The sequence below is a fragment of the Rhizobium subbaraonis genome (genome assembly GCF_900220975.1).
Lineage (GTDB): Bacteria > Pseudomonadota > Alphaproteobacteria > Rhizobiales > Rhizobiaceae > Mycoplana > Mycoplana subbaraonis.
In genome coordinates this window covers 99139-125871 of sequence record NZ_OBQD01000013.1, presented here as the reverse complement: position 1 = coordinate 125871, position 26733 = coordinate 99139, and the positions used below count along the sequence as shown (strand labels likewise).

At 61.1% G+C, this 26733-nt stretch carries 27 protein-coding genes and 3 pseudogenes; 7 read left to right on the top strand and 23 right to left on the bottom strand.

Translation table 11 applies throughout. The features are described from left to right. Positions 1 to 35 precede the first annotated feature (35 nt). Both CRO48_RS32940 and CRO48_RS32935 read right to left on the bottom strand, forming a co-directional pair. The gene (locus CRO48_RS32940) at positions 36 to 359 is read right to left on the bottom strand and encodes a hypothetical protein (protein WP_245423589.1); all 324 of its coding nucleotides are present in this window, start codon (positions 357 to 359) and stop codon (positions 36 to 38) included. Then, positions 329 to 601 carry a hypothetical protein gene (locus tag CRO48_RS32935; protein ID WP_245423588.1) on the bottom strand — a complete coding sequence of 91 codons (273 nt, stop codon included), beginning with the start codon at positions 599 to 601 and terminating at the stop codon, positions 329 to 331. Before CRO48_RS32935 ends, CRO48_RS32940 begins: the two co-directional genes overlap by 31 nt. Positions 602 to 689: 88 nt before the next feature. Between CRO48_RS32935 and CRO48_RS20175 the strand changes: the two are divergent. Then, positions 690 to 830: pseudogene (locus tag CRO48_RS20175) on the top strand (L,D-transpeptidase); the annotation flags it as partial. 71 nt (positions 831 to 901) lie between these two features. Here CRO48_RS20175 and CRO48_RS20170 read toward each other — a convergent pair. From CRO48_RS20170 to CRO48_RS20155, 4 genes are all read right to left on the bottom strand, one after another. After that, complete coding sequence (locus CRO48_RS20170) at positions 902 to 1510, bottom strand: SCO family protein (RefSeq protein WP_176526829.1); 609 nt, start codon at positions 1508 to 1510, stop codon at positions 902 to 904. Continuing rightward, the gene (locus CRO48_RS20165; RefSeq protein WP_245423587.1) at positions 1494 to 2051 is read right to left on the bottom strand and encodes a copper chaperone PCu(A)C; all 558 of its coding nucleotides are present in this window, start codon (positions 2049 to 2051) and stop codon (positions 1494 to 1496) included. Before CRO48_RS20165 ends, CRO48_RS20170 begins: the two co-directional genes overlap by 17 nt. Before the next feature lie 88 nt (positions 2052 to 2139). Next, positions 2140 to 3333: a ZIP family metal transporter gene (locus CRO48_RS20160; RefSeq protein WP_097141664.1), complete on the bottom strand. Its 1194-nt coding sequence runs from the start codon at positions 3331 to 3333 to the stop codon at positions 2140 to 2142. Beyond that, positions 3330 to 4475 (bottom strand): multicopper oxidase domain-containing protein, encoded by a 1146-nt coding sequence (locus CRO48_RS20155; RefSeq protein ID WP_176526828.1) that lies wholly within the window; start codon positions 4473 to 4475, stop codon positions 3330 to 3332. Before CRO48_RS20155 ends, CRO48_RS20160 begins: the two co-directional genes overlap by 4 nt. Before the next feature lie 188 nt (positions 4476 to 4663). On the opposite strand from CRO48_RS20155, the gene mntR reads away from it, so the two are divergent. The 4 genes from mntR to CRO48_RS20135 all read left to right on the top strand — a co-directional run bounded on the left by mntR (position 4664) and on the right by CRO48_RS20135 (position 6763). Beyond that, positions 4664 to 5134 carry a manganese-binding transcriptional regulator MntR gene (mntR, locus tag CRO48_RS20150; RefSeq protein WP_097141663.1) on the top strand — a complete coding sequence of 157 codons (471 nt, stop codon included), beginning with the start codon at positions 4664 to 4666 and terminating at the stop codon, positions 5132 to 5134. Between the two features lie 58 nt (positions 5135 to 5192). Beyond that, on the top strand, positions 5193 to 5633 hold the full coding sequence (locus tag CRO48_RS20145; protein ID WP_097141662.1) for a disulfide bond formation protein B: 441 nt from the start codon (positions 5193 to 5195) through the stop codon (positions 5631 to 5633). Continuing rightward, the gene (locus CRO48_RS20140; RefSeq protein WP_097141661.1) at positions 5630 to 6277 is read left to right on the top strand and encodes a DsbA family protein; all 648 of its coding nucleotides are present in this window, start codon (positions 5630 to 5632) and stop codon (positions 6275 to 6277) included. Before CRO48_RS20145 ends, CRO48_RS20140 begins: the two co-directional genes overlap by 4 nt. Before the next feature lie 69 nt (positions 6278 to 6346). Further along, a complete protein-coding gene (locus CRO48_RS20135; protein WP_097141660.1) occupies positions 6347 to 6763 on the top strand; it encodes a MerR family transcriptional regulator in 417 nt (138 codons plus the stop codon). A gap of 261 nt (positions 6764 to 7024) precedes the next feature. On the opposite strand, the gene CRO48_RS20130 is transcribed toward CRO48_RS20135, so the two are convergent. Both CRO48_RS20130 and mobH read right to left on the bottom strand, forming a co-directional pair. Further along, positions 7025 to 7351: a MerR family DNA-binding protein gene (locus CRO48_RS20130; protein ID WP_245423600.1), complete on the bottom strand. Its 327-nt coding sequence runs from the start codon at positions 7349 to 7351 to the stop codon at positions 7025 to 7027. Positions 7352 to 7584: 233 nt separating this feature from the next. Then, a complete protein-coding gene (gene mobH / locus CRO48_RS20125) occupies positions 7585 to 9327 on the bottom strand; it encodes a MobH family relaxase (RefSeq protein ID WP_455363840.1) in 1743 nt (580 codons plus the stop codon). Positions 9328 to 9799: 472 nt separating this feature from the next. Between mobH and CRO48_RS20120 the strand changes: the two genes are divergently transcribed. Next, positions 9800 to 10168, top strand: coding sequence for a DUF3742 family protein (locus CRO48_RS20120; RefSeq protein WP_097141658.1), 369 nt, complete (start codon positions 9800 to 9802; stop codon positions 10166 to 10168). A gap of 19 nt (positions 10169 to 10187) precedes the next feature. Here the strand turns inward: CRO48_RS20120 and CRO48_RS20115 are convergent, their stop codons facing one another. From CRO48_RS20115 to CRO48_RS33495, 13 genes and pseudogenes are all read right to left on the bottom strand, one after another. Next, on the bottom strand, positions 10188 to 11690 hold the full coding sequence (locus CRO48_RS20115; RefSeq protein ID WP_097141657.1) for a conjugal transfer protein TraG N-terminal domain-containing protein: 1503 nt from the start codon (positions 11688 to 11690) through the stop codon (positions 10188 to 10190). A 13-nt stretch (positions 11691 to 11703) separates the two neighbouring features. After that, positions 11704 to 12054, bottom strand: coding sequence for a hypothetical protein (locus CRO48_RS20110; RefSeq protein WP_097141656.1), 351 nt, complete (start codon positions 12052 to 12054; stop codon positions 11704 to 11706). Next, positions 12051 to 13463, bottom strand: coding sequence for an integrating conjugative element protein (locus CRO48_RS20105; RefSeq protein WP_210202007.1), 1413 nt, complete (start codon positions 13461 to 13463; stop codon positions 12051 to 12053). The genes CRO48_RS20110 and CRO48_RS20105 overlap by 4 nt, the downstream gene beginning before the upstream one ends. A gap of 13 nt (positions 13464 to 13476) precedes the next feature. Continuing rightward, positions 13477 to 14409, bottom strand: coding sequence for a TIGR03756 family integrating conjugative element protein (locus CRO48_RS20100; RefSeq protein WP_455363839.1), 933 nt, complete (start codon positions 14407 to 14409; stop codon positions 13477 to 13479). Next, a complete protein-coding gene (locus CRO48_RS20095; RefSeq protein WP_097141654.1) occupies positions 14409 to 14852 on the bottom strand; it encodes a TIGR03757 family integrating conjugative element protein in 444 nt (147 codons plus the stop codon). The genes CRO48_RS20100 and CRO48_RS20095 overlap by 1 nt, the downstream gene beginning before the upstream one ends. Positions 14853 to 15316: 464 nt before the next feature. Beyond that, positions 15317 to 17026 carry an ABC transporter permease gene (locus CRO48_RS20090; protein ID WP_097141653.1) on the bottom strand — a complete coding sequence of 570 codons (1710 nt, stop codon included), beginning with the start codon at positions 17024 to 17026 and terminating at the stop codon, positions 15317 to 15319. Positions 17027 to 17070: 44 nt separating this feature from the next. After that, positions 17071 to 18093, bottom strand: coding sequence for a Fe(3+) ABC transporter substrate-binding protein (locus CRO48_RS20085; RefSeq protein ID WP_097141652.1), 1023 nt, complete (start codon positions 18091 to 18093; stop codon positions 17071 to 17073). Between the two features lie 124 nt (positions 18094 to 18217). Then, the gene (locus CRO48_RS20080) at positions 18218 to 19264 is read right to left on the bottom strand and encodes an ABC transporter ATP-binding protein (protein ID WP_097141651.1); all 1047 of its coding nucleotides are present in this window, start codon (positions 19262 to 19264) and stop codon (positions 18218 to 18220) included. Between the two features lie 777 nt (positions 19265 to 20041). Beyond that, positions 20042 to 20587 (bottom strand): hypothetical protein, encoded by a 546-nt coding sequence (locus CRO48_RS20075; protein ID WP_245423586.1) that lies wholly within the window; start codon positions 20585 to 20587, stop codon positions 20042 to 20044. 10 nt (positions 20588 to 20597) lie between these two features. Continuing rightward, positions 20598 to 21062, bottom strand: a pseudogene (locus tag CRO48_RS32930) (amino acid permease); the annotation flags it as partial. A gap of 15 nt (positions 21063 to 21077) precedes the next feature. Beyond that, positions 21078 to 22166 (bottom strand): annotated as a pseudogene (gene tnpC / locus CRO48_RS20070) (IS66 family transposase); the annotation flags it as partial. Further along, positions 22142 to 22576, bottom strand: coding sequence for an IS66 family insertion sequence element accessory protein TnpB (gene tnpB, locus CRO48_RS20065; protein ID WP_097141650.1), 435 nt, complete (start codon positions 22574 to 22576; stop codon positions 22142 to 22144). The pseudogene tnpC and the gene tnpB, both read right to left, overlap by 25 nt. Positions 22577 to 22704: 128 nt before the next feature. Further along, on the bottom strand, positions 22705 to 22974 hold the full coding sequence (locus tag CRO48_RS33495) for a transposase (RefSeq protein WP_407071942.1): 270 nt from the start codon (positions 22972 to 22974) through the stop codon (positions 22705 to 22707). Here CRO48_RS33495 and CRO48_RS32295 point away from each other — a divergent pair. Then, positions 22946 to 23485 carry a transposase gene (locus CRO48_RS32295; protein WP_097141649.1) on the top strand — a complete coding sequence of 180 codons (540 nt, stop codon included), beginning with the start codon at positions 22946 to 22948 and terminating at the stop codon, positions 23483 to 23485. The two genes, CRO48_RS33495 and CRO48_RS32295, sit on opposite strands and share 29 nt — an antisense overlap. 129 nt (positions 23486 to 23614) lie before the next feature. Here the strand turns inward: CRO48_RS32295 and CRO48_RS20050 are convergent, their stop codons facing one another. Beyond that, the gene (locus CRO48_RS20050) at positions 23615 to 25897 is read right to left on the bottom strand and encodes a heavy metal translocating P-type ATPase (RefSeq protein ID WP_097141648.1); all 2283 of its coding nucleotides are present in this window, start codon (positions 25895 to 25897) and stop codon (positions 23615 to 23617) included. Positions 25898 to 26159: 262 nt separating this feature from the next. Further along, positions 26160 to 26573 carry a MerR family transcriptional regulator gene (locus CRO48_RS20045; RefSeq protein ID WP_097141647.1) on the bottom strand — a complete coding sequence of 138 codons (414 nt, stop codon included), beginning with the start codon at positions 26571 to 26573 and terminating at the stop codon, positions 26160 to 26162. Positions 26574 to 26733 lie beyond the last annotated feature (160 nt).

Sequence of the window (26733 nt, the reverse complement as noted above, 5' to 3'; positions counted from 1 at the left end):
TTTGCTGGCATCGCCAATGCATCAGGCTTTCTCCGTCAGGCATGTGACGCTTGCGGCCATTTCATACGGTAGAGACCCCACCACGCCGCGGGAATGAGCGGCACGACGGTCGCCATACCGGGGAAATAGCCGTAGGGGCGGTCCTCAAAAGTCGGGAAGACGAAGTGTGCCAACTCTATCAGACCCGTAGAGGCGAAGAACGTCCAGGCCAGGTATTCCCCGAGAGGATTGCGCCATCGCAGCAAGATTGGGACCAATAGCCAAGCTGCCGCAAGCGCATAGAGCAGAAGGGAGAGTGGAGAGCCTTCCTCAGGCGTGGCAACACCAGTCAGACGAGAGAATGCGGGAAAAAAATCCATCTCGCGTTCTTCGATTTTGTGCAGAACAAAAAAACCAAGGTTAGGAAGTAGGGTAGGCGGATTCTCCGGAATCCGATCCCTTCGGGCGCTGCCAGCCAGAATACCAGTCCGATCACAAAGCCAATCGCAAACAGCGCCATGCCCGCAAATCCGAGCAGGATGTACCCCAGCGAAACGATAGTGAGCGTATGGGCGATTGCGATCGCCAAAAGGATTTTGTCTTTCCGCATCACCTGCGCCAAACGAGTTCTCCAATCGGCTTCGGATTGGGGAGGCTGCACTCTATAGCTGTTACAGAGTCAAGCGCCCACGATAATCGTCTGCTGCTCAACACCTTACCGACTGCACGGTACGCGCGAGTGGAGTTCAATCGGGAAGTCTGTTTCTTCCGGCTGTGTCCGACTGATCAATCAGGACGTCATGGACCTTTACACCCGCGTTCCTTCCAAGGCACGAATCGTGGTCCGCTAAAGCCTGCGAGCCCGACAGCTGCAAGCTGTTGCTGTTCCGCGGCGCGCCGCCTTATTGTCCCTGATTTCGTTCTACTCACTGATAAGCCGCCGAATCTTCTGCAACCTGACATCGGCCGTCTCGTGGCTGTCCAGCGTGCCGAAGAAGCGACCATCGGCCCTCACAAGCTGGATGCCGGCGGTATGCTCCATCTCGTAGCTCTCGCCGCTGCCGACCTTCTTGTAAAAGACGAAGCGTGCCTTGGTCATCGCGCGCAGCTGTTCTTCGGTTCCTGTGAGCGCCACGATGCGCTCGTCGAAATAGGCCACGTAGTCCTTCAGTAGCGCCGGCGTATCACGCTGCGGATCGACGCTGACGAAGACGACCGTCAGCCTGTTCGCGTCCGACCCGAGTTCCTTGAGGGCCTGGGCCATTTCGGCAAGCGCTGTCGGACAGACGTCCGGACAATGGGTGAAACCGAAGAACCAGGCGGACGGCGTCCCGAGGAACGTCTGTTCGGTGACGGTCTTTCCGCTCTGGTCGGTCAACTCGAACGGCGTCGCGTAGGGCTTGACCTCAGCCGGCTTCAGCAATTCCTTCTGCGCCCAGGCGAAAGAGAGGATCGCAACGACGAGGACAACCAGCGCCCAACATGCCCAGCGGATCGTCCGCAGAAGCGGCCACTTACTGCTGGTGGTCATGACGTTCGTTCTTCTGCGCCGAGCGCTTTTCGACATTGAACACGACCGGCACGCGGCCGGCCTTTTCGAAGACGAGGACGGCCTCGATTTTCTCGCCTTCCTTGAGTTGCTTCGTGAGGTCCATGAACATGGCGTGCGTGCCGTCCTCACCGAGACCGACGGTCTTGCCGGCGGGAAGAGGCAGGCCACCTTCCATGGGCTTCATGCTGGCGATGCCGTCGATGATCTTCGACGCGTGCATCTCGATGCGCGGGATGCCCGCGCTCTCGATGGCGACAAGGCGGTCGTCTGCCTGGCCCTGGTTGACGACGGTGAGATACCCGGCGGCGACCTTGGCGCCAGGCGGCGTTTCGATCACTTTGGGATGATCGATCAGCAGGCTTTCGGCCTTGAATTCGTGGGCGAGTGCGGTGACCGGCAAAAGGAAGAGAAGACTTGCGATGAGGTTGCGCGTGAGCGCATTCACGATTCTTGAGACGCAGCTCGCGCCGTCCATTCCACCGATGCGGTAGTTGATCCTGGTTGCCTGTTCTGTCGCCATGGTATGCCACTCGTGTTCAAGAGAGACCCTCTCTAGACCCTGTAGGAACTACAGGCTCAAGGCGCAAATTGACGCGGCGCCGGTCCGCTTAGATCTTCACGAGCATCGCCGTCACGTACATGAGCGCGATGCCAAGGGCGAGGCCGCCCATGACGCCCTTCGAAAAAAGGATGTCCGCGCGGCCCTCGTCGTTTCGGATCATGAAGAGAATCACCTCGATGATGACCTGCAGGATGGCGCCAGCGCCGACCGCGAGGGCAAGCGCCGACCAGTGCGGGGCATAGGCAAGGCTTCCGATCCACATGCCAAGCACAGCCGGGCCGCCGGCGATGAGCGTCAAGAGCACGAACTGCCGGAAGGTGGGTCTGATCTTGAGAAGTGGAGCGGCGATGCCGATGCCTTCTGTGATGTTGTGTAGCGTGAAGCCCATGACGAGGAAGGCGCCGAGTCCGGCGGAGCCGGCTGCGAAGGCGCCGCCGATCGCAAGGCCCTCACCCATATTGTGCAGGCCGATGCCGATGGCGATATAGGTCGCCAGCGCCATCCCGCCGGGCTTTCCGCCACGCCGCGAGACGGCCATCAACAACAGAAAGGACGCGGACGCGGCAAAGACCACCATCGCGCCACCTTGGAAGACGGGGGCGGATTTGCCGGCGAGTTCGAAGGATTCCGCCACCGCATCCACGAGGAGGAACGCGAGAAGGCCGACCGTCAGGGCGAGCAGGAACCGCATGGCCCCCGGACCCGCGCCGCGCAGCGCCGGAAAGAACATCAGGCCGATGGCGACGGGCAAGATGCCGACGAAGGCGCCGAGAATGCCTTGCGACAGAAGGCTGCCCGATGTCACCTCCGGCGTGGGAACCGCAACGGGGATTTCGTGCTCGAAGGTAGCGCCCGTGCCGGTGACGACGGTGACGCGGTGCGCCTCGCCGAGAACCCAAGGAAACGGGATTGCGATCCACGCCGTCTGCCCGCGCGCGAGCGGGCCGGGTGGATCGAGCGTGAACTGCCAGTAGGCGGCATCGACCTGGACCTGCGCGATCTTCAACGGCTCCGAGCCGCCAGCGCGTATAAGAAGGCGCAGCCCGGCATTGTCGAGGATCGTGCGCTCATAGGTGAGGTTTTCCACCGGTGGCGCGCCGTTCTCGAAACTGCGGAGGGGGTTGGTGGCAAAAAGCCAGGAAATAGCTGCCGCCAGCACGAGGAACGGGATGACAGCCCAGAGGAGGGCAAAGCGCTTGATCGGCGACGCGGACTGGTTCGATGCGGTTTCGTCGGTCATGCCACGTCCTCCACAACTTCGAACATTCCCATCCAGCCGAGTTCCGTGAACTCGGACTGGTGCGCGTGAAACATGTAGAGGCCCGGTTCATGGTCTGCATGTTCGCCGAAGGTGAACTCGAGAATGCCGCGCTGCGCCTGGCACTGCACGATGAGATCGACGGTCTTCAGCGTGGGCGTCAGCGTCGTGCCCTGATCGTAATAGTCGAAGAAGTTACCGTGGAGGTGGAAGGAGTTGATCGGGTCGAACTCTGTCAGATTTGCAAGGTAAATCCGAACCGGGCGGCTCTTTGCGATGCGGATCGGCTTCTTGGCGTAGCAGTGGGCGATGGTGTTGCAGGCGTAGAATTCGTTCTCGCCGTCGAAATTCGTGTCGAAGGCGTTCATCACCATGGCGAGTTCCTGCCATCTGGCATTCTCGGGGGAGCCGCGCAGCCGGCCGAGTGCGACATCGCGGAACTCCGGATGCTTTTCCGGATCGGGATCGATCACGAAGAGGCCGTACATGCCCTTATGAATGTGCCGGGCGAGCGGCAGGGCATGGCAATGATAGAGATGACAGCCGAAGGGGCGGGCGTCGAACTCGTAGACGAACTCTTCGCCGGGTCCGATGACGCCGGCGCCCGGAACGCCGTCCATGCGTGCGGCATGAATGCCGTGGAAATGCATGGAATGGGGGTGAGAACCGTAGTTGCGCAGGATGATGCGCAGCCGATCACCCTCCATGGCGCGCAATGAAGGTCCGGGAACGCGTCCGTTGAAGGTCCAGGCCGGGAACATGACGCCCGGCGCAATCTCGATCTCCTTGTCCTCCACTTCGACTTCGTATGTCCGCAGCCGACGGCCATCGGGCAGGGTGGAAAGCGTCCCGAGGTCCCAGTCGGTCAGCATCGCCGTCGGGTCGAAACCGTTGCGCGCATCGTCGACGTCGCCGACCGTGATCATCGCGCCATGCGCCTGCATGTGCAGTGGTGCGGCGTCGCCCGTACCGTTGGCCGTTGCGGGCATCTGGTGCCCTTGGTGCTGGGAGGAGACGTCCTGGCTCAACGCCGATCGAGCAGCAATAGCCGCCCCGCCGGCCGCAGCCAGTCCTGCGCCGAGGAGCTTTCGGCGGCCCAGATCGAATGGCAGCCAGTTTCGCATGGTTTCGTCCCTCTTTTTGATAATAGTTCGCAATAGCAATTACAGCATAAGCTTTTAGTTATAGCAATGGCTATGTTCCGGACTTGCTGCTGCTAGGCTACCCGCGAGATCCGCCTCGCTGCCTGGGGAAATTCATAGCAATGGCTATGCTTTCGGACTAAGAAGGATAAAAGTTCAGGAAAGGCATGATGGCATCAGGCAAAGGGAAACCTTCAGGCAAGCCCTCGCTGGTCGATGCCGATACGCATGTCGAGAGTTTTCGCCAAACGCGGACCAACCGGCGCACCGAACTCGTCGAGGACTATGTCGAACTGATCGACGATCTCATCCTCGATGGTGGAGAGGCGCGGCAAGTCGATATCGTTCAGAGACTAGGCGTGGCGCAGCCGACAGTCGCCAAAATGCTCAAGCGTCTCGTCAACGATGGCTTCATCCAACAGAAGCGGTATCGCGGCATTTTCCTGACAGAGGCGGGCAAGGCGCTTGCGGCCAAGAGCCGGGAACGGCATCGGATCGTCGAAAGGTTTCTGCGTGCGGTCGGCGTCAGCGAGGAGGCTGCGCGCATCGACGCAGAGGGGATTGAGCACCACGTCGGCGACGAGACGCTTTCCGTCTTCAAGGCATTTGTCGAGAGGAACGGGAGGGGCGACAACACTTGACCCTCTAGGGGCTAGAGGGTTCATACAAGTTCGAATCGTTGCATTCGATAGGCCCTGGATGAACACGCCGGATACACGACAACGCGAGCACGGCTGGTTGCAGATCTTTGTTGCATGGATGATCGCGCTTGCAAGCTCGCTTGGTGCGCTCTTCATAGGGGAGGTGATGGGCCAGACGCCCTGTCTTCTGTGCTGGTATCAGCGCGCTTTCATGTTTCCGCTCGCGCTGGTCCTTGCCGTCGCTGCGATTCGGGCCGATCGGGACGCCTGGATTTATGGCCTGCCTCTGAGCGCCTCCGGCCTTTCGATCGCCCTCTATCACGTCCTTCTTTATTACGGTTTCATCTCGCAAGCTGTCGTACCCTGCGGTCAGGGGCCGTCCTGTACGGATGCGAAGATGACCATCTTCGATGTCTTGCCGCTTCCTGTGCTGTCCGTATTGGCCTTTGCTGCAATCTCCATCCTGCTTTTCGCCGCCCGGAGGAAAAACGCACCATGAACCGTCGCCTTGTCGTGGGCCTCACCGCCCTCCTTGCGCTAGCTGCCTTCGGCGGCGGCGCCTACTATTACAGTGAGCAGAAGGCGCAGGAGGCGGCCTCGGTCACTCCCGCCGAGAGTACGCTGATGCGGGCACATTCGCCGATCCTCGGGCGGGTCGACGCACCGGTGACGATCGTCGAATTCATGGATCCGTCGTGTGAAGCCTGCCGGGCTTTCTATCCCCTCGTGAAGGAGATCCTGGCTACCTTTCCACAGGATGTGCGCGTGGTAATACGTTACACTGTCTTCCACGAAGGATCCGACGAGGCCGTGCGCATACTGGAAGCGGCGCGGAAGCAGGACAAGTTTGAGCCGGTGCTGACCGCGCTTATGGATAGGCAGCCGGAATGGGCGGTACACGGCCAGCCCGATCTGAAGCTGGCATGGGATATCGCGGGCGATGCGGGCCTCGAACTCATGGGCGGACGTCTCGACAGCGTCAAGCCGGAAGTCGATCAGGTGTTGCAGGCAGATATGGCGGATGTGAAGACCAACAAGGTCGAGCAAACGCCGACCTTCTTCGTCAACGGTAAGCCGCTCGTCGACTTCAGCCGCGAAGGCTTCATCAACCTGGTCAAAAGCGAGGTCGAGAAGGTGAAATAAGCCAGCCTCGACAAGCGCGCCTATTCGCATTAGGACGGCAAAACACCGTAGCAACTATAGGGTTTTGCCGTGGAGCCGAAAGTTCTGACCATCGGGCGCCTCGCCCAGGCGACCGGAACAAACGTCGAAACCATTCGCTTTTACGAGAAGATCGGCATCCTGGCGCCGCCAGCACGAACCGACGGCAACTACCGTTCCTATAATCTCGCCGATCTGAATCGACTGAGCTTCATACGTCGCGCCCGCGATCTCGGCTTTTCGCTCGATCAGGTGAAAGCGCTACTGCTCCTTTCCGACGACCGGTCGCGATCGTGCGCGGCCGTGGACGATATCGCCAAGCTCCACCGCGATGAGGTGGAGCGAAAGATCCGTGACCTTCAGGCGATGAAGGCCGAGCTGGATCGCATCATCGACACCTGCAAATGCGGAACCGTGGCCGAATGCCGGATCATCGAGACGTTGTCGCCGGCAGAGTGCTGCCGATGAGACTGCCTAACATTCAACTTGCTGGTTGCCATTGATGCCTCTTCCTGGGGGGGGGGGGCCTCTCGCCCCCCGAGCGTCGGCTCGGCGGAGCCTATGTCCGGCTGTTTCTCAAAGCCCCAGATTTCCAACAGACCAGGATCGCAGGCTCGGCGTATCTACATAAGACACGAGTTGCTCACGCGATCTTGTTGTCGAACGTCGCTGCAGCCTTTTGACGAGCAGCAACCGCTACCCGGCGGGTTCGCAAGATCCTTGAAGACATCACGCAATCCTGACCAGTGCCTCCAGCATAACCTCACTGCAGCGCTGGATGAACCCAGCGAGCCGTTTATCCTGCGCGTGACGTTCCGTCAGCTTGGAGCGCACCTCATCAAGGCGAGCCTGGGTGATGTCTCTCGCTTCGACGCCGTCTCTGTCCGCGCTGGTCGAAAGATTTATCAGGAGGCGTACCTTATCGATGCTGAACTCGAAATCGCGGCACCGGCGAACAAATGTCACACGGCAGAGATCGGGCGCGTCGTAACTTCTCCGCCCTATGGCAGTTCGGCCCGGCCGGGGGAGAAGGCCGATGTCTTCGTAGTAGCGAATGGTCGGGTGTTTTACGCCGGCGGGCTTCGCTAAGGCTCCGATCGTCGAGCCAAAATGAGTGCATAGTCACCGAAATGGCATTTTGAGAGTTCGCTTTTAAAACTGTTAGGCTTAGCAACGTGCCTCGTGCGCCACATGCTGTGCCTTCAGCATTGTGCCGGTGCTGGCCTCAAAGCGGGAGAGGTTGGTCTCTTCGATGTGCCGCGCGGGCCGAGCGCGCAAGGTATCTGGAACTATCCAATCAACAGATACGGATTGTTCGGTGGCATTTCATAGAAGATTTGGCTTGGATCGTGCAGCAGGTAGCCGTGCAGGCGGCGTGATTTGCGCGGGCCTGTGACCTTGCAGGTCCAGATGTTTAGCCCGCTGTGCTGCTTGCGATGGACGTGCAGCTTCTCGAAGCGCTTCTGAATCCATTGCCATTCCGCGATACCCTCCTGCCTTGCGATGATGCCCGTCCGGGGATGTTCCTGGGCATAGCGCTGAAACAGGCCAGGACTGACCAGATAGACTGTATCGGCCGTCGTATGCACGAGCGCCTTTGCGTCGTTGATAACGATCTTCTTGCCGGCGATGCTGTCACGCAGCCAGATCATGAAATGCTCCCCGGAGGGGTCTGAATGGCCGGGAGCGGGCGATGGTTGCGTGGCGGCGGCTGGGCTTGGCGACGCGAATGATTGTTCCGCGTGCGGGACCATTTGATCCGGCTGATCCATGGACGATCCGGCATCGTCGTTGGCAGGTGAGGTTTCGAACAGGTTGAGCAAATCATCGACCGCATCGGTCGACCGGGTAGGTGCTGGCTCTCCCGTATGTGGAAGCGGGGAGGGCGGCGAAGCGTTTGCGACAGGCACGAGATCTGTCTGCGTTTGCGGCACGGAGACAGCAGCCTCTGTGCCGTCGGCATTCTCCTGGACCAGCTCGACAGACCCGGCAAAGGGGTCTGGCCGCTCATTGCTCTCCCAGATCAAAGCAGGGGACAGCTTCAGCAAGGTGAACGTGTGCGACCATCCCTGGTCGCTTGTAACCGTGGCCTTCCAGATCGCTTTGCCTTCGGCGCTCGCTTGCAGGATTCCATGATCCTGCAACACGGTGAACACAGCGGTATTGTTTGCCGGAATGCCCTCGATGCCCTGTGACAGCAGATGTGCCCGCAGCTTGTCGGAAACCGTCTTGCTGACCAGCCAGAGGGCGTCGTCGGTCAACCATCCGTCCGACCCTTGAGGCCTATTGAGCTTCAGTTCCTCCTTGAGCAGGTAGCGGAGACCTTCCAGCAGCTTGCGTTGCAGCGAGTGTTTCGGCGCGGTCATGGCGCGGGCTGGATCGCCGCCGAGTTCCTGCGCCACGGAGGCGCGGTCCGCCTGGATGACCAGTTCGCCCAGCGTGCCGGCATGCTCGTATTGACCGGCCATCACATAGAGCAGGGAAGCCCAAGCCCGCTGATAGCTACTGAGCCAGTCGAAAATCTTTCCGTCGAGCAGATGGTAGCAGAGAAGGCCTGCCGCAGCGTTGTGCAAGCGATAGTCGCGATCCTTGCGATGGCGGAAGCGATAGGCCTCACGAAGCGGGCCGTGCCATGGATGCCAGATCGTGCCGTCGGCCAGTTCGACGTGGAGATCGACGGCGATCTTGCCGATATCGTGTAGCAGCGCAGCATAGGCCGTCGCCGCAGTCCATGCCTCGGATTGCTCCGCCTGGTCCTCCGGCGTGGTGCCGGACGGCAGCAGGCGAGATTGCCGGAGCTTGAGGGCGTAGGCGACGATTTCCAGGCCATGATCCAGCATGCCGCCGGGATAAGCGTGGTGATGGCTTTCGGAGGCGGGGAAGTGCTGCACCAATTCCGCATAGCGTTCGAGCGGTGCCCGGTACAGGAGATCAAACTGCGCCCGCGACAGCGAGGTGCGTTGCCAGATGTGCTCCAGAAGCTTTTGCCGGCGCCGCGTGGCAAGCAGATTGGCGGCCTTTTCCGGTCGCATCAGCCCTTTGCCTTTTTCGGCTGGCCATGCTGTTGGCGTTGCCAGCGCTTGCGGCGTCGTGATGCGTTTTCGTTTGAGCAATGTGAGCATGGCGTAACCTGATGACCGGTTGGGGCATGGCCTTTTCCGTTTCCGGATAGGCCCATTCCCCTTGGGTTCCATTCCCTTATCTCTTGTCGCCTTTTCCCTTTACCGGGAACCCTTTCATGCCGCTTTTGGGCCAACCCGCGCGAGCGGGAATACGGTGTGGGATCAAACCGTTCTCTCGCGAGACGACGCGCCTCGGCCGCTTGTCAGCTTGCAAGGACCGAGGATTTTCGCATCCTGAACTGGTGATAGTGACGGCGAGGCGTGTTGCTGCTATTATGAAGACAGTGGCAGTTCAAAATTCGACTGCGACGTGCCGCCAGCGCACCGATCTCAATCAGGTGAGGACGAGGCCTCCTCCGACCGGGAAATCCCGAGGTGGACCATGGCAGCACAAAGTTTCACAGCAGAAATCGTCTATATTCTGGGGCGGGGCGCTCGGAGTGTTGCCCGTGGTTGGGCACATTGCGAGCATCATGTGGCAGGTTGGCTCGTGGCGAATGGTGTTGCGCCGTCCGCCGCGCAGCTACTGCTTGATGGCGTGAAGTTCGCTGCTCTTGGCACATTCTTCTTCGCGGCGTCCTGGCTTGCGGCGCTGGTCCTATTTGTGATTGCCGTAGCGTGGATTGTCCCGCTTGCCCGCTGGCAAGACAATGAAGAGCCCGAATGGCGCATGGGGTGGAGTGGATATGGCCTATATCGTGGGGAGGATCGAATTGATCCAGGCGACCCATACGATGATGCAGATTTCTGATCGTCTGTTCCATATGCGACTAGACTATTGCTCCTCCCTTGGAACCGGCTAATTTTGCTCCATCGCTTCCCGAAGCCATCATTTGAGCAATGTTGCCGGTTCGCACGCCCACCCATCCCAATGCCGCTACCCAGAACCCGGGTAGGATAATGAACATCGTCGCCATGACGAAGTTCAGCAGCATGTCGGCATAGCCGTTGTTCAGGCCCATGAGCGGATCGAAGTTCGAATGGGGATTGCTGGAGAACCAGCCGGAGCCATAAAGCGCGTTCAGGATCGTGCTGTCGACCCAGCGGGCGAACTGGAACCAGAAGTCCACGAAGAACAGCGCGAACTGCACGCAACTGACGGTCACCAGCATCTTCAGATCATAGGTGCCGATCACCAGCACGATGGGGATGCAGATCACCAAAGCGGTCTTCAGCAGCGAGAGCGCCATCGGCAGCGCCTGCCGCACGGCATCCATCGCCGGGAAGAAGCCGAGCGCGCCAACGGACATTCCGACATTCCTCACGCCGCGCGTGATCTCGTTCGCCGGCGTCATATCAACCTGGCCGCCATAGTCGGAATAGACCTGCCCCTGATTGATCGTCTGGTTGCGCGGCGCGGCGATCGCGCGGATCACAGAATTGTCCAGATCCTCCTTCGAGATGAAGCCGGCCCAATTGGCCATGCGGGACATGAGGCCGGCATCGACCTGCCCCAGCAGACGATCGTGAAGGCCGCTTCCTGAATCACCCCACCATTCGCGGCAACTCGGATAGCCGGCGCCGCTCTCCACCTCGGACAGGCCGGCATCGCGGGTGCTGTCATAGGCCCAGCCGTCACGCGGCGTGGCGGAGCGATAGGTGTCATAATAGCCAGGCGTATCGACGAAGAAGGCCGAGCCGATCCAGCTCACATCGTTCATCTGCTCCTCGGTCAGTTCCGGACGCGACATGAACAGCTTTGCGCGTGCCGGCCCGTAGCAGTTCTGCGAGAAATCCCGCACCTCCTGAGATAGGAGCGGATCGTCGATGCGCGTGGCGTCGATCTCCATGCGCATCTGCCTGAGGTCCGTGCCGCAGGGGATCGCGGCAACGGCCGCGCCGGTGATTGCCCGCGAAATCGAATGCATGAAGAACCACCAGACCGGCACCTTGGCTGATTGGCTGTTCAGCGTCGTGAACGACTGCGACCAGCCGGTGTCGCTCGGCTGCGGTGCGTTCACCTGGCATTGCGTCGAGCGGCTGCTGTCGAACTGGACGGTGTTGAGATCTACGTCGATGAACGGGATGCCGGCGAACATGATGACAGCGATCGCCACAAAGACACGGTTTTCGATCCGCATGGAGGACAGCACGCCCTTGTTGCCCTCGTCGGCACCCTCGGCGCGGGCGCGCAGCCATTCTTGTATGATGATGGCGAGGAAGGGGAGCGCGAACATGCCGCTGGCGACCAGCACCGACCAGATCCCGTTATGAACGATCCAGGCGACGAGGGTGAGGTAATACTCCAGATAATCGGTGGTGTAGAGCGTCATGAGGCACCCGGACCTAGTTGGATTGCAACAGCAGGCTTGCTTCGAGCACGACGAATGCGGCCATGGCGGCGATCTCCAGCCGCCGCAGGCGCTGGCCGGTTGTGCTGTCAGGTTCACGGGCCAACACTCTCCTGCGCATCCAGATCCAGCCGGTGGCGATCCCGGCATAGAGCGCGAGACGCCAGATCAGGAACCAAAGCGAGTGCCGGCGCAGCCATTGCTCCCAGGCCACTACGTCGCCCGCCATGCGGATGCCGATCAGATTGGCGCCGACGGCCGCTCCGAGAAACAGCAAGACGCATACCATGGCGATGCCGGTCCGCTTGAGGAACAGCCGCCCCTTGCGGAGCTGAAACTGCCTCATGGATTGGTCCCGCCGGATTTCTGCTGCTGCAGCTCGATGAGACGGTTGCGGATCGGATCGCCCTGATAGACCCCTTCGGAAACCGCATTGCGCTCGAGCTGGCGCTTGAGGACGAACCAGGGCGAATTGTTCGACAGTTCCCGGCGCAGCTCGAACTCGGTCTTGAGGTTCTGGATCTCCCGGTCGAGATTGTCGCTCTCCCGCCCGATCGCTTCCTGAGCCAGCTTGTTGGCTGCGATGTTCGGTTCCTTGCGTCCGGTGAGCAAGGTGCGCTGAAGAAGGAGGGCTTTTTCCAGTGTCCTTGCAAGGGCAGCTTCTGAAGCGAGCCTTCGGGACAGGATATCCTTGTCGGGCTCGTCGCGCAGCGCCTCGACCAGGCCACGGGTGACGGGCAACGATGCGCTGCCGACGGCCTGAAGGTTCTCGAAGCTGGGCTCCTTGCTGCCGTCGACCAATTCCTGCATCGGCCCCCAGCGTGCGTCGAATTCCTCCTGAACCATCGGTGTCAATCCGACGCCGGGCGTGCTTTCGGTCTTGGTGCAGCTTTCGCAGGTGCGCTGGACTTGTTCGCCGAGAACCCGCGTCGCCCAATCGACGGCCTCCTGCGGCGAGTTCCAGGTCTGGCAGGAAACGCGATCGCTGCAATTGGAGGAATCGATCGCGGATGTGTCCTCGACATCCCGGCCGTTGACGAGGTTGTAGCCGGCGCGCGTCACGTCGGCGACGATCTTGATCGGCTCCTGGCCCTCTCCGCCGGCATTGTCGCCGCCGACCCATGGCACGCCTTCGTTGCCCTTGCTGTTCTCCGCTTCCTCGACGGCCGAGACGGCGTCGGTGCTCTGAACGGCCTTCTTGAGGACGAGGCCCTCGGCGATCTGGTCCCAGCCGAGTTGGCCGCCGGCGATATCGGCCATGCGGTTGGCGATCGCCCGGCAGGTCAGCTTGGACCGGTCGAAATCGAGCCGCGCCTGCAGCACGCCGTTGGTCAGCAGATTATAGAGGGCGGGATCGGCGCGCTGGATGATCAGGGCGGGCAGGGAGGCGACCGCTGACGTGGCATTCTGCACCACGTTGGACATGATCTGCTGAAAACCCTTCGTGATGCCGTTCAGCTGGTTCTTGAGCGTGGTGGTCAGGCTCATGTTGCCGCAGATGAGATTGCTGTTCCAGCCGACCCCGACGCCGATGGAGTACATGCTGGCTGCGCCCGTCATGGTCACGGCCCGGCCGCCGCCGATGTTGTAGAGCACGGTGTCGTCCAGGGTCTTGCCCTGATGCTGGAAGCTGTAACGGCTGTTGCTCTGCGCACCAGCAGGCGCGCAAACGAGGATGACCGCGGCACCGGCGAGGAGTCCGGTGCGAAGGCGACTGGCAATACGAGTGCGGGAGGTGGATGAGGAAGTCGTCACGGTATCGGTCCTCTCAGTCGAAGTTCATGCTGCCGAGGAACACCTGGCCGCGCCGCTGGCAGCAGCTGTAAGGTCGCCACAGCGCCCAGGCGAAATCGCCCTTCCGCGCCTGGACGCGGGTGTTGGTGTTCGGGAAGACGGCGCAGGTGTTTTTGAGCGTAGGGGTGAGTTCCTGCCATTTGCCGGTCGAGGCGTCGCCCTCTACGAGTGCGCCAGCCGACCAGTAGCCGTCGCGGGGATTGGCGAGCAGCGGCTGATAGACATGCGGCTGGCCGCGGCGGGTAACGACGTCGCCGGCGCGCTGGGCGATCACGGCGGCGCCCTTGTGGTCGTCGGCCTGGTGCTGGAAGCCGCCGCGCGGATAGACGGCGCCCCAAAGGCTCATGGAGGTCCGGGAGCCGATCTCGCGCCGGCCGGGAATGAGCGCTTCCGGGTAAACCGCTTCCGGCAGGTTGTAGCGCCAGGCGACGGTATCGAGCGTCGAGAGGAAGTAGGGGATCAGCGGCTTGCCGGCGCCCTCGCAGGTATAGCCGAAGCTGCCGGCAAAACCGCTGAACGCGACGCTGGCCGGATGTCCGATGACGTCGGCGTTCTTGAATTTCTGAAGGTTGTTCTCGTGCGGCTCGCCCGTCGTGCCGTCGCCGCCGCTGAGCGCGGTCGGGTTGGCGATGCTCATGAGGCGAACCTCCACCCAAGGATTCTCGCCGGTGTTGGAATAGCTAGAAACGACCGCGTCGGGGACGTAGTGGCGGATTTTGACGGAGGTGCGCACCGAGCAGCCGAAGGTGCCGCATCTCAACCAGTAGCAGATCCCGACGACACGGTATTCGAGGCAGTCGGGGGAGAGCGCCGACGCGGCGATGGTTGCGGTATCGAGCGCGGCGGCCGAGGAGGCGCAGCACAGCATGAAGCCGGCGACGCCGGCGCGCACACGGTTCGAGAGCATCATTCCCGCTCCCTCCGGTACGTCTCGATGCCCGCCACGGCCTTGGCGACGTCGGGTTCGCCATAGACAACATAGCGACGGTTGACGACGACGGCGGGAAGTGTGGTGATGCCGAGGCGCCAGGCATTGGCGACGCCCTGCCAGGCGGCGGCCAGTTCACGCTGAAGCGTCTCGCCGCCTTCCTGCAATCGCTGCCGTGCGACAGTTTCCGCTTTGTCTTGACTGGAGGGAAGACCGGCCGATAGCCGTCCCTCGATCGTGCCGGCGTCATCCAGATAGACCACCGTGACGTGTTCCGACGCGGATATGGAAATCGCGCGGGTCGCATAGACCCTGATATCCGCGGCCATCGCGCCCTGAGTGGCGAACGCCCAGAGAAGTACGCCAAGTGTTGCGGCCGGAAAGCCACTCGACCGAGGTCCATAAAAAAGAGAATGAGGCATCTAATACTCCGGAAAACGGCTCTTCGTTCTGGAGCTTTGAATTTGGCCTCTAACCGCAAGCTGGTCAGTCAACAATCGGAACGCCAGCCCTACCGGATTTCGGCGAAATACCCATTGCGGGTATGGTCTCTCATGATGAGACTTTCCTTGGCCACTCAGCATAGGCGTCGATCCGACTGAATTAACGGCTATGGTAGTTGGTGAAACGGGATGGCGGCTTTCGGATAGCTACTCGGAAAAAGTTGCCCCTTCACTGGGCGAACGAGCCTCGGTGGCGGCGCCGCATCTTCTGCCGTTCCACGATCGAACTGGCTAAGTGCAGTAGTAGGCTCATCAGCCCCTAGCGATCGGAAGAGTCCTCTCAGGGCTGGGCCGGCCCTGTCGTCATGTCATCGTTCACAGAGAACTGTTTCGTGCTGAAGGCAAGAAACAATAATTGCGCAATTGCCCAGTCGCAGGCCGGCTCACGAGAGCACGCCCGCCGAGCCGATCGCTGGCTGCGAGGCCCGGCTGCGCCCCACGCGGGACAGCAATATCACCGGTAGAATGCTGATCGCGACAATCGCGAGGGCCGCAATAGAGGCCTCTTCATATGTCCCTCGGGCCGCTTCGCCATAAAGGTGGGTGGCAAAGGTTTCCACATTGAGGGGACGCAACAGGAGTGTTGCGGGCAATTCCTTCACGCAGTCCACGAAAACCAGAAGCGCCGCGGCGGAAATCGCGGCTTTCGAAAGCGGCAGGTGGACATGCCAGAACGTCCCCGAGGTGGATTGCCCGAGGGTTCGTGACGCCTGATCCAGTGATCCGGGAATCCGCGAGAGACCGGCTTCGATACCGCCTGCGGAAATGGCGAGGAATCGGACGACGAGGGCATAGACCACCGCGGCGCCCGATCCTATGAACAGCAGGCCGGTGGAAATGCCGAACCAGGCTGTCGCCGACCTGTCGATAAACCTGTCGAGCCCGGCAAGCACGATCAGCACGCCGATCGCGACGACGGTGCCGGGCGCGGCGTAGCCCAGCGTCGAGAACCGCAGCAGCCAGGAGGATTTCGCGCCGGGCCGCACACGGGTGGCATAGGCAACGACGAGGCCGAAACCGACGGTCGCGACAGTCGCGATCGTTGCAATCGTGACCGTGCTCACGGCCTCGCTGAGAATACGCGGCGAGAGGCCGGCGAACTGGTATCGCTTCCAGGCTTCCGTCACCAGATAGACCGCAGGCGCGCCGAAGCCGAGCAGCACGGGCAGGGCGCCGGCGCAAAGGAGCAGGGCGCCCTTCCAGGCGGGAACCCGTTGCAGGACGAGCTGCGGGCTTCGCCGGGCGTCGCTGGCATAACGCTGCCTGCGCCGGGCCCAACGCTCCAGCGCGACCAGCGCCACGACGATCAGCAGGAGCGCCAGTGCGATCTGCGAGGCGCCCGGCAGATCGGAGCGGGTGATCCAGGTCGTGTAGATCGAAACCGTCATCGTGCGCACGCCGAGGAATTCGGCGGCGCCCACATCGTTCAGCGTTTCCATCAGGGCAAGGCTGATGCCTACGGCGACGGCCGGGCGCGCCAGCGGCAGCGCGACGCGCCAGAAGACCGCGCGGCGGGAGACGCCGAGCGTACGGGCCGCATCGATGAGGTTTGCCGACTGCGTGAGGAACATCGCCCGCGTCGGAATATAGACATAGGGATAGAGCACGAAGCCCAGGAGCAGGATGCAGCCGGTCATCGACCGGATATCGGGCAGGCGGAACTGGCGCGGGCTGTCATAGCCCAGCATCCACCGGATCGCTCCCTGCACGGAGCCGATCGGGTGAAGCATGTCGAGATAGGCATAGGCTATGATGTAGGTGGGCACGGCAAGCGGCAGCAGCAGCGCCCATTCCAGCACGCGCCGGCCCGTGAAATCATAGGCCGTCACCAGCCAGGCTGTGGTGGTGCCGATCACCGCCGTAACGAAGCCGACACCGGCCAGCAGGATGACGGTATCCGTCATCGCGGCCGGCAGGATCGTGGAAAAGAGATGGCCCCAGAGCCCCGAAGATCCCTTGACGGCTTCAAGCAGCAGCTCGGCAATCGGCAGGAGGACGACAAGCGCGATCACGCCCGAAAACGTCAGCCAGCCGCTGCCTGGGCGTTTCGCAGATCGGTCAATCTTTGGGCTTATTGAGGCCGGCTGATCCATGCTGTGCGGAAAGAAGGCGCCCGATGGGCGCCTTCTTCGTTTCCTTAGTTGTCGAAGCCGACTTTATCTACAAGTTCGCTGGCCTGTTTACGGTGGCCCACGATCTCGGACAGCGGCTTGTTGTCGATCTTCAGTTCGCCGAAGGAGGCGATGATCGGATCCGTCGTCGCGCCGGCCTTGACCGGATACTCGTAGTTGGCTTCGGCGTAGATCTTCTGCGCCTCGTCGGAGACGAGATATTCCAGAAGCTTCACCGCTTCGTCCTTGTTCGGCGCGTGCTTGGCGATCGCCGCGCCGCTGATGTTCACCTGCGTGCCGCCGTCCTTGAAGGTCGGCAGGACGACCTTGATCGCGTCACCCCAGGCAACCTGCTCCTCACCGCCCTTGCCGGAGCGCATCAGGCCGACATAGTAGGTGTTGGCGATGCCGATCTCGCAAATACCGCCAAGGATGTCCTTGGCGACGTCGCGGTCACCGCCACCAGCCTTGCGCGCCAGGTTGTCCTTGACGCCAGCCAGCCATTTTTCGGTTTCCTCGGCGCCGTAGTGGGCGATGTAGTCGGCGAAGAGCGCCGTGTTGTAGGGGTGTTGGCCCGAACGGATGCACACCTTGCCCTTCCAGGCCGGATCGGCGAGCTGCTCGTAGTTGAACGACGTCAGGTCGAGATCCTTGGCAGCATAGAGGACGCGCGCGCGGTACGAGAGGCCGAACCAGTTGCCCTCGGCGTCGCGCAGCTGTGCGGGGATGGCGGCATTCAGCACTTCGGATTGGATCGGCTGGGTGACGCCCTTGTCCACGAGGTCGACGAGGTTGCCGGCATCGACGGCCATCAGGATGTCGGCAGGGGAGCTTTCGCCTTCCGACGCGACGCGCTCTGGAAGGCCGTCCTTCAGGAACACGGTGTTGACCTTCGTGCCGGTCGATTTGGTGTAGGCCTCGAGGAGGGGCGCGATGAGCGCCGGTTCCCGCGTCGTGTAGACGTTGATTTCGGCGGCAGCTGCAACGGACGGAACAGCCAGAAGCGAAGCTGCGAGAAATGTGGATGCCAGGATGGCGTGCGAGTTCATAAGACCCTCCTTTAAGAACGCGACATCCTTGCATCATTTCCTGATTTGATTAGTCAAGTTTGCTGAGGAATTTATCGCCGGGATCACGCAAACTTGATGGGCCGTGATCGGCCCGTCCGCGGCGTTAAAAGGTCAGCACGCGGTCGGGCTGCACGGAAATCCGGACGTCCGATACGCCGTCGGGCAGGCGCTCCATCGTCCGGACCTTGAGTGGCGCCTCCAGCCCCTGGACCCGAAGGACAAGTTGCTCGATCTCGCCGTGAAAGATGCGCTGCTCGACCCGCGCAGGCAGGTCGCCGTCGTCTGGCGACACCGCAATCGACTGGGGCCGGATGAACAGCGTCGCGGCACTATCCGGCCGCAGGTCGAGTTGCTGTGAAAAGGTGCCGATCGCGGTGGTGAGCCTTCCGTCTCGATAGACGCCCGGAACCTTGTTGAACGCACAGAAGAACTCGGCCGCATAGGCGCTGTTTGGACGGTCGTGCAAGTCATAGGCCGACCCCTCCTGAACAATCCTGCCGGACCGCATCAGCACGACGCGATCGCCCGCCGAAAGAGCCTCCTGCGGGTCATGCGTCACCATGATCGCGGTCGTATCGAGCGATTTCAGGAGAGCCAGCGTTTCCGTGCGCACCCTCTCCCTCAGGCCCTGGTCGAGATTGGAGAACGGCTCGTCCATCAGGACGATGGCAGGGCGCGGCGCAAGGGCACGCGCGAGCGCGACGCGCTGCTGCTCACCGCCGGAAAGGGTATGCGGAAAGCGATGAATGAGGTGCTGGATCCCCACGCGCTCGACGACTTCGGCGAAGCGGGCCTCCGCCTCTTGCCTCGGCAGCCGCTTGAGACCGAAAAAGATGTTGTCGCGCGCGGTCAGGTGCGGAAAGAGCGCATAGTCCTGGAAGACGAAGCCGATGTTGCGCGCCTCCGGTTCGACAAACGTTCGGGGACCGTTGACCTGGCGATCACCGAGAAAGATCCGCCCGCTATCTGCCGTTTCGACACCTGCGACGATGCGCAGCAAGGTGGACTTTCCGCAGCCGGAATGGCCGACCAGCGAGACCACCTCGCCGCGGCGGATGTCGAGCGATATGCCGGATACGGCCAGCGTATCCTGAAAGGAGCGGCTGACATCCTGCAATCGCAGGGCAAGTTCTTCACAGTTCTGGCTCATGAGGGCTGCTCGTCGCATCATTGTCCTTGAGGGCAGAAATAACCATCCGCCCGGTTTTGTCTATAACACGCTACGCGGCCTCAATCCCAAACCGGGAACAGCATTTTACACGGGGCCATTGCTTCTTTGAGCCGCAGGTTTGGTTCCGCATTTGACAAGGTGAGCGATTGGTTCGTCGAACGCGATATATGGTTGCAGCCAGGTTGGTCATTGCGACATCCGAAGGATGGACGACGGCGCTAACGGCGAAGGATGTTTCGGGTATGAGGCGATCCGTTAGAAGGCATGATTGGCAAACCGTGGGCGTGGCCCTGTGCGGTTCAAGCTCCAGGGTAATTTGCTGAAAGAAGTGAGGAGCATGCCGGCCGCAGTGTCGCGGCTGCCAAGGGCTAGACAAACCACCGTCGGAGGAGTGCGTCAGCACCTGATCGCCGTCTTGAAAATCGATGTTCCAGCCTTCACCATCTGTTTTGCGACGGTCGGCCAACAACCGGTGAAAGTATGGTTCCGGTCGATGAAGTCAAGGCCCGGATCGCCGAGTTGCTTGGGCGCAACGGGGAGGTGAGTGACGTTGCGCCGGCTGCCCGATTGTCATCCCAAGGCTTTCGAACGGCACAGCGGGCCATCGTGAAATACCGAGCAGCCATACAGTTGTCCGGAGCCAAGTGACAACGTATTCATTCAAGATTGCGATGGAGCCGCTTTACCCCATGCCCAGCAGTTGTACGCAGGTGCTTGTGGTGGCGCCTTGTCGTGTGAAACACAGCGCCCCATACTTCAACGAGATCGTCGGGGATGAACATTGAGCCGCCACATCCCCCACCAAGCGAGCGGTGCCACGACAGAGACGCTAGCCATGCCCGGGAAGTACGCATATTCCTCGTTTGCTAAGAGTGGCATGATGAAGTGCGCAAGTTCTGTCAGACCCATCGATGCGAAAAAAGTCCACGCAAGATAGTAGCCGAATGCGTTGCCACGCCAGACGAGCGAAGGCGTAGCCAACCACGCCCCAACCGGTATTATCAGAAGCGCCAGCAGCATATCAACGGAGACCTCGGGCACCGGAGTTCCGGTGATTCTCGCTGAGACGGCTTCGAAGAATGACGTTTGATTTTCCTCGGTCTTGTGCAGAAAAAGGAAGGCAGACAACGTCAGCCAGTATGGGAGCCTGATGGATTCCCATGAGGCGCCCTGCGGCGCAGCCAACCATAAGACGAAGCCACCGCCATAGCCGACCAGGAAGATTGCAGCGTACAGCCACCCGAGATAGAGATAGCCGAGCAGGGGCACCAGAACCGAAAATCCGAAGGCGGCGGCGACCAAATGCGAACTCCTATTCCTTATCATGGATAGGTTCCGCTTGACATTGGTTGCGGGATTCGTCCTCGCTGGTGCCTTTGCGCGCCCGCCTGCTGCTTACGAGTGCATAGGGGACCGCGCCGAGAAGAAATGGGCCACCGAATGTTAGATAGACCTTCCAGCCGTATTGTGCAGCCGGAAGAAGCGACGAGACGACTCCCAGTGCAGCCGTCAGCGGAACATTCGCGATCGAGGGCAGGCGGAACGGCCGTTCGAGACCTGGTTGCGTGAAACGGATCGCAATCACTGCCATGTTAATCGCCGCGAAGACGAGCGTGACGCCCAGCGAGGATAGGCTGGCGACGAACTCGATCTCGCCGACAGCGGCAAAGCCGCACGCGACGACGAGATAGGTCAGCGCGCCGAGCCAGGGGCTTCGGCCGGAACCGAGTGTTCTTGTCAGCGACCTTGGCAGATCCCCATCGCGCGCCATCCCGAACAGCAGACGGCTACGCTTGCGCACGTTGCCGGCGATGTCTGCCAGTTCGAAGAACTTGCGGCGTGCATGGCTCCAGCAGAGCGCGCTGATCACCGGCGCGGGGCTGCGACCGGCACGATAGAGGTCGTTGTAACCACCATAGGCATCGGCCTGCAGGGTGCCATGCCACCTGGTGAGATGTCGATTTGGATGGGTCTTCTCGCGATCGGGTGAGAAGTGGAAGAGGGCTGCAGGAGGCGCGCCGCCCGCCAAGGGACGGTCATCGCGCACATAAGTCCATAACCCTGCCTGCCGCGTTGCACCTTTGGCCAGCAGCGGCACGGTTGTGTCGTCGTCATGCAGCCGCCTGGCGGCGAGGACATGGGCGCGGATCAGATCATGGATCGGCTGCAGCGCCGTCGCGCAGGCACCGACCTGATCGGCCAGCGTGGAGAGGCTGAGATCGACGCCTTCAATTGGGTAGCGCTCAGCCTGGCGGTTCAATGGCTGATGATGGCCGAACTTCTCGAACAAGATCGTCGCCAGCAAGTTCGGTCCCGCCCATCCATGCGGGGTCGCATGGAAAGGTGCCGGTGGCTGGCTGATCTTCTCGCAGTCCCGGCAGGTGAACTTCTCGCGCACCGTCTGGATCACCTTCCACTGGCGCGGAATCGCCTCCAACGTCTCGGTGATGTCTTCGCCCATCTTCACGATCCGGGCCGAGCCGCAACAGGCGCAGTGCGCCGGAGCCTCGATGATCACGCGTTCGCGCGGCAAGTGCTCGGGAAACGGCTTACGGGCTGGCCGGCGGCGTTCGAAGGCGGAGACATTTGTGATCTTCGCTGCCACGCGTTCCGCGGCGATCTCGTCCTCGGTGGCGCCGGCCTCGAGTTCTTCGAGCTGCAATTCCATCTGGTCGATCAGCCGGGCGCGCCGTTCCGAACTCTGGCCGTACTGCTCGCGGCGCATTTTGGCGATCTCAAGCTTGAGGTGCCGGATCATCGCCTCGGAGGTCGTCACAACGGCGCGCACCTGCGCGAGATCGGCCTCGGCGGAGGCGGCACGCGCTTCCGATGCTGCAAGCGCGGCGCGTAGTCTGGCTATCTCCGAAGCAGCATCATCCATGGCCGGAAGCTACCATGACGCATGTCGAAAGCCCAACAAAAACAGAGCAATGCAGGTGACCAGCCTGCCTTCGAAGGCCGCTGCGTCCAGCGCGGGTTGCGCCAGTCGATACCTTCCAGGAGAAAGCCCAACTGCGCCGACGATACGGGCACGGCGGAGCCGCTTGGGCTGACCGGCCAGATAAACTTGCCGGCCTCGAGGCGCTTTATGTAAAGCGACATGCCGACGCCGTCATGCCACAGGACCTTGACCAGATCACCCTTGCGACCTCGGAAGCAGAAGACTTCGCCACCATGAGGATCGCGGCCACGACCTTGCTGCACCTTCAGCGCCAGGCTGTTCATGCCGCAACGCATGTCCGTCACCCCGCCTGCAATCCATACCTTCACCCCGGCCGGAAAGGCGATCATGACCCATCCACGACGGGCAACAGGCGGGCAAGGACGGTCGGATCAAGCGAGGCCGGGATCGTCAGCCGTCGGCCGTTCGGCAGGCCGATCTCGATCGTCTTGTTGTCCTCAGATCGGAGACGTGGGGCTCAAGATGCCGCCGCCGGCGACGAAATCGAAAGTGGCACGAAGCCTGTTGAAGCGGAACCGCTCAGAAGGCCACTACGGCATTCCCGACGCCAACGGGTTAACAATGACCGCGACAATCCATATCGACGCGCCGTCGCCGAGCCTTGCCGAAAACCTTGCAGGCTCTCCTCAACGATCCGAACCTTCTCTTCGTCCGACCAATCCCGCCGGCGACCAAGATCATCGGCGGACAAGAACTCAATGGGCGAAATGATTGTAGCGCATGACATAAGGCATGCACTTAAAGCCAACCAGCAAATCGGGGCAGACGCGCTTCGGCGGAGGGATGCGGCCTATATCCTGAAGGAACACTTCCTCGACCTCTACACGAGTCAGACCCGCGCCGAGGCTCAAGCCGCCTATGGCCATTGGACCAAAATCGTACCTCTGGATTTGCATCCGTTCTTCCATGAGTTGTTCGTGATGATGCGCAACTGGCGAACCGAAATCTTCAATTACTTCGATGAGCCATATACAAACGCAGGAGTTGAAAACCAGAATCGCAAGGTCAACGAGATCAATGCCATCGGTAGGGGGCTCGAGTTCGTGAATTTGCGGGCAAGGGCCATCCTGAAACACGGCACTCTGGTCCCGGCGGGCTCGCTGAGGTACTACAGCATCAGGTCGAAGGATGGGCGGCAACTGACCGAGGAAGAGACCTGGGCGTATGTCCGCCGACCGGTCTCTGTGGGTATCGATATAGATGCCGTCCTCAGCGACCTAAAAGCGGGCACTTATTGAATTAACCACACGATTGGCCCAATACCCGAAACTAAAAGACAAATTGTATCCTCCGCCGTTCCTTGATGGGGTGGCAGCTTTCAATGGCGTAGACGGCCGTGGCCAGCCGGGGACATATGTCCCAAGTGCTCAGACATCGCGAAGGCCTTTCCAGGCGAGCAAGCGCATCGCATTGGCGGTCACCAGCACCGTTGCACCGGTGTCGGCCAAGATCGCCGGCCACAATCCCGTGACACCGAGTACGGTCGTCACGAGAAAGACCGCCTTCAGTCCGAGCGCGATGGTAATATTCTGAAAAATGTTATCCATGGTGAGGCGAGATAGCGCTACCATATTGGCCACGTCCTTGACGCGCCCGTGGAGGACCGCAGCGTCGGCTGTCTCCAGTGCGACGTCCGTTCCGCTGCCCATGGCGATCCCGATATCGGCGGCGGCAAGCGCAGGTGCGTCGTTTATGCCATCCCCGACCTTGGCAACAAATTTGCCCTGAGCGCGCATCTCGCCAACAATCTTCTGCTTATCCTGCGGCATCAACTCGGCGCGCGCCTCCATGCCGAGCGACGCGGCAATGGCCTTGGCCGTCCGAGTGTTGTCGCCCGTCAGCATGACAGCGTCGGCGCCGAGTTCGCGTAGCGCCGCGATACCCGCGACGGCGTCGTCGCGCGGTTCGTCGCGCATCGCGATCAGGCCCGCCACCTCCGTGTCCGCAATTAGCACGGAGACGGTCTTGCCCTCGTCATTCAGGGACGCGATCCGGACCGAGAGCGCCTCATCAAGCGGCACTTTTTCTGACGCAGCGCGTGGCGATGCAAGGAACAGTTTCACACCGTCAACGGTCCCGACAACACCTTTGCCACCCACGGCGCCGGCTTCGGCGGCCGCCGTCACGGGAACACCCTTGGCGGCTGCCTCTGCGAGGATAGCGACCGCGAGAGGATGGCTCGAACCGGCTTCGAGCGCTGCTGCCAGTCGTAGTGTCTCCCGCTCGCCGCGCGCAACGCTGACAATATCCGTGACCTTTGGCTTGCCTTCAGTGAGCGTCCCTGTCTTGTCGAAGGCGACGCGGTCGACTTTGCCCAGGTTTTCCAGCACCGCGCCTCCTTTCATGAGCAGGCCACGCCGTGCCCCGGCCGAAAGCGCCGCGGCAATTGCCGCAGGCGTCGAGATGACGAGCGCACAGGGGCACCCGATCAGCAGAACCGCCAGACCGCGGTAGATCCAGGTGCTCCACTCCGCTCCTCCAACGAGAGGGGGCAGGATCGCGATCAGCGCGGCGACGACCATGACGCCGGGCGTATAGTATTTCGAGAAGCGGTCGATGAAGCGCTCGGTCGGCGCCTTCGATTCCTGTGCTTCCTCGACCAGCGCGATGATGCGAGCGATCGTGTTGTCTGCTGCGGCAGCTGTCACGCGAACCCGGAGCACGCCCTCCTGATTTACTGTGCCGGCGAAGACGTTGTCGCCGGTCTCCTTGCGCTTTGGGACAGATTCACCCGTAACCGGAGCTTCGTCGACCGCGCTTTCTCCGGAAAGGACGACCCCGTCAGCCGCTACACGGTCGCCCGGTCGAACAAGAACGATCATGTCGACAGCAAGGCTTTCTGCGGGTACGGTTTCCGTGCTTCCGTCTCGCTCGACCAGGGCTGTTTTTGGCATGAGGGTCGCGAGTGCCTGGATCGAAGCGCGCGCGCGTCCGGTTGCTATACCTTCGAGCAGTTCGCCGACCAGGAACAGAAAGACGACCACCGCCGCCTCTTCAGCAGCGTTGATGATGACAGCGCCGACCGCCGCGACCGTCATCAGAGTCTCGATAGTGAATGGGCTGCCGTTCATCGCGCCGAACAGCGCACGCCGTGCGATGGGAATGAGCCCTACCGCCATGGCAACGAGGAAGCCCCAAGGCTGGGTTGCAGGGAACACTTGCGCCAGTAGGAATGCAACGGCCAGTGCGATGCCGCATGTGATGGTCAACCGCGCCTTTGAGGTCTTCCACCATGGTCCATCCTGCGGCCCATGATCGTGCCCGTGCATGCCTTCAAGGACGTTGTGTTCGCGTTCGGTCGATCGATGAGCATTTGCGGCGCTTGACGCGCTGCCGTGATCGTGACCATGGTCATGATGCTCATGCCCGCATTCAGGCCCGTGGTCGTATCCGGCGTGTTCTTTTTGCTGCAGAGCCGGCGCAGACGGATTAATCGGCGCTGCCTTATAGCCGAGTTTGCCAACCTTGCGCGCCAACGCCTCAAGATCGAGCCGGTCGCCGTGCATGACGGTCATGGTGCCTGCGACAACCGAGACTGTGACGTCAGTCACATCAGGGACGCGGCGAACCGCCGTATCAATTTTTGCGGCACAGCTTGCACAATCCATGCCCTCAATCCGGAATCGAGTCTGGCGCGCTGCAGCGGTCATTTTTCTCTCCTGTCTCGCAGGATTGTTGTCATAGGACCTCTAGCTGCTAGAGAGTCAAGAGCAATCGAAGGCATTCGTGCGCAATCGCCCGAATGGTGGCAGTTAGGCGCCGGAAATTCCAAATGTTCGCATGGATTTAGCGCCTGATTGCGGGATAGGATCGCAAATCAGAACCAAGGTCCCTCGCTCGATTGAGAATAAGATGCCTTTCCAGCGGCAAGCGTCCATATCACGCCGCATCATGTCGCTCAGTGAAAAGACCTTAATGGTCGCTGCAACAAAGCCTGTGGTTCGCCAAGGACTCGATCACATAGCAATCCTTGATTTGATCACCTTCACAGCCCGCCGATATGCGGTCCAACTCCCTCTCGAGAAGACGAAGTTTCTGGATCTTATCGCGCACCTGCTGCAATTGCCTGTTGGCAATATGATGCGCGTTGGCGCACAGGCTTTCCGGATGCGCATTCAGCGCAAGAAGTTCCCGGATGGCTTCGATCGTGAAACCAAGGTCGCGCGCATGCTTGATAAAGGACAGGCGATCACGGTCATGAGTTCCGTAGCGGCGCTGATTGCCCTCTGATCTTTCCGCTTCTGCCATCAGCCCCATCTGCTCATAGTAGCGGATAGTCGGAATCTTGACGCCCGTTACACGCGATAGGTCCCCAATCGTCAGCATTTCTTCCTCCAATCGCGATAGCTATTATGACGCAAAATCTGCTTCTTCGAACGCGCCCATTCGACGCATGATTTAAAGGATGGCCACTATAGCACTCTTTCAGCTGTTTCCGGCTTACCACAGCGTGCGCGGAGAGGGCGGGCGATGCCCGTCACCGAAG

Coding starts and splice junctions, on each gene's coding strand:
- CRO48_RS20145 (WP_097141662.1), top strand. CDS start 5,193: ATGAACACGCCGGATACACGACAACGCGAGCACGGCTGGTTGCAGATC.
- CRO48_RS20160 (WP_097141664.1), bottom strand. CDS start 3,333: ATGACCGACGAAACCGCATCGAACCAGTCCGCGTCGCCGATCAAGCGC.
- CRO48_RS20140 (WP_097141661.1), top strand. CDS start 5,630: ATGAACCGTCGCCTTGTCGTGGGCCTCACCGCCCTCCTTGCGCTAGCT.
- CRO48_RS32295 (WP_097141649.1), top strand. CDS start 22,946: ATGGGCGAAATGATTGTAGCGCATGACATAAGGCATGCACTTAAAGCC.
- CRO48_RS20115 (WP_097141657.1), bottom strand. CDS start 11,690: ATGACGCTCTACACCACCGATTATCTGGAGTATTACCTCACCCTCGTC.
- CRO48_RS20095 (WP_097141654.1), bottom strand. CDS start 14,852: ATGCCTCATTCTCTTTTTTATGGACCTCGGTCGAGTGGCTTTCCGGCC.
- tnpB (WP_097141650.1), bottom strand. CDS start 22,576: ATGATCGCCTTTCCGGCCGGGGTGAAGGTATGGATTGCAGGCGGGGTG.
- CRO48_RS32940 (WP_245423589.1), bottom strand. CDS start 359: ATGGATTTTTTTCCCGCATTCTCTCGTCTGACTGGTGTTGCCACGCCT.
- CRO48_RS20120 (WP_097141658.1), top strand. CDS start 9,800: ATGGCAGCACAAAGTTTCACAGCAGAAATCGTCTATATTCTGGGGCGG.
- CRO48_RS20165 (WP_245423587.1), bottom strand. CDS start 2,051: ATGGCGACAGAACAGGCAACCAGGATCAACTACCGCATCGGTGGAATG.
- CRO48_RS20045 (WP_097141647.1), bottom strand. CDS start 26,573: ATGCTGACGATTGGGGACCTATCGCGTGTAACGGGCGTCAAGATTCCG.
- CRO48_RS20100 (WP_455363839.1), bottom strand. CDS start 14,409: ATGCTCTCGAACCGTGTGCGCGCCGGCGTCGCCGGCTTCATGCTGTGC.
- mntR (WP_097141663.1), top strand. CDS start 4,664: ATGGCATCAGGCAAAGGGAAACCTTCAGGCAAGCCCTCGCTGGTCGAT.
- CRO48_RS20170 (WP_176526829.1), bottom strand. CDS start 1,510: ATGACCACCAGCAGTAAGTGGCCGCTTCTGCGGACGATCCGCTGGGCA.
- CRO48_RS20110 (WP_097141656.1), bottom strand. CDS start 12,054: ATGAGGCAGTTTCAGCTCCGCAAGGGGCGGCTGTTCCTCAAGCGGACC.
- CRO48_RS20080 (WP_097141651.1), bottom strand. CDS start 19,264: ATGAGCCAGAACTGTGAAGAACTTGCCCTGCGATTGCAGGATGTCAGC.
- mobH (WP_455363840.1), bottom strand. CDS start 9,327: ATGCGACCGGAAAAGGCCGCCAATCTGCTTGCCACGCGGCGCCGGCAA.
- CRO48_RS20050 (WP_097141648.1), bottom strand. CDS start 25,897: ATGACCGCTGCAGCGCGCCAGACTCGATTCCGGATTGAGGGCATGGAT.
- CRO48_RS20155 (WP_176526828.1), bottom strand. CDS start 4,475: ATGCGAAACTGGCTGCCATTCGATCTGGGCCGCCGAAAGCTCCTCGGC.
- CRO48_RS33495 (WP_407071942.1), bottom strand. CDS start 22,974: ATGTCATGCGCTACAATCATTTCGCCCATTGAGTTCTTGTCCGCCGAT.
- CRO48_RS20085 (WP_097141652.1), bottom strand. CDS start 18,093: ATGAACTCGCACGCCATCCTGGCATCCACATTTCTCGCAGCTTCGCTT.
- CRO48_RS20090 (WP_097141653.1), bottom strand. CDS start 17,026: ATGGATCAGCCGGCCTCAATAAGCCCAAAGATTGACCGATCTGCGAAA.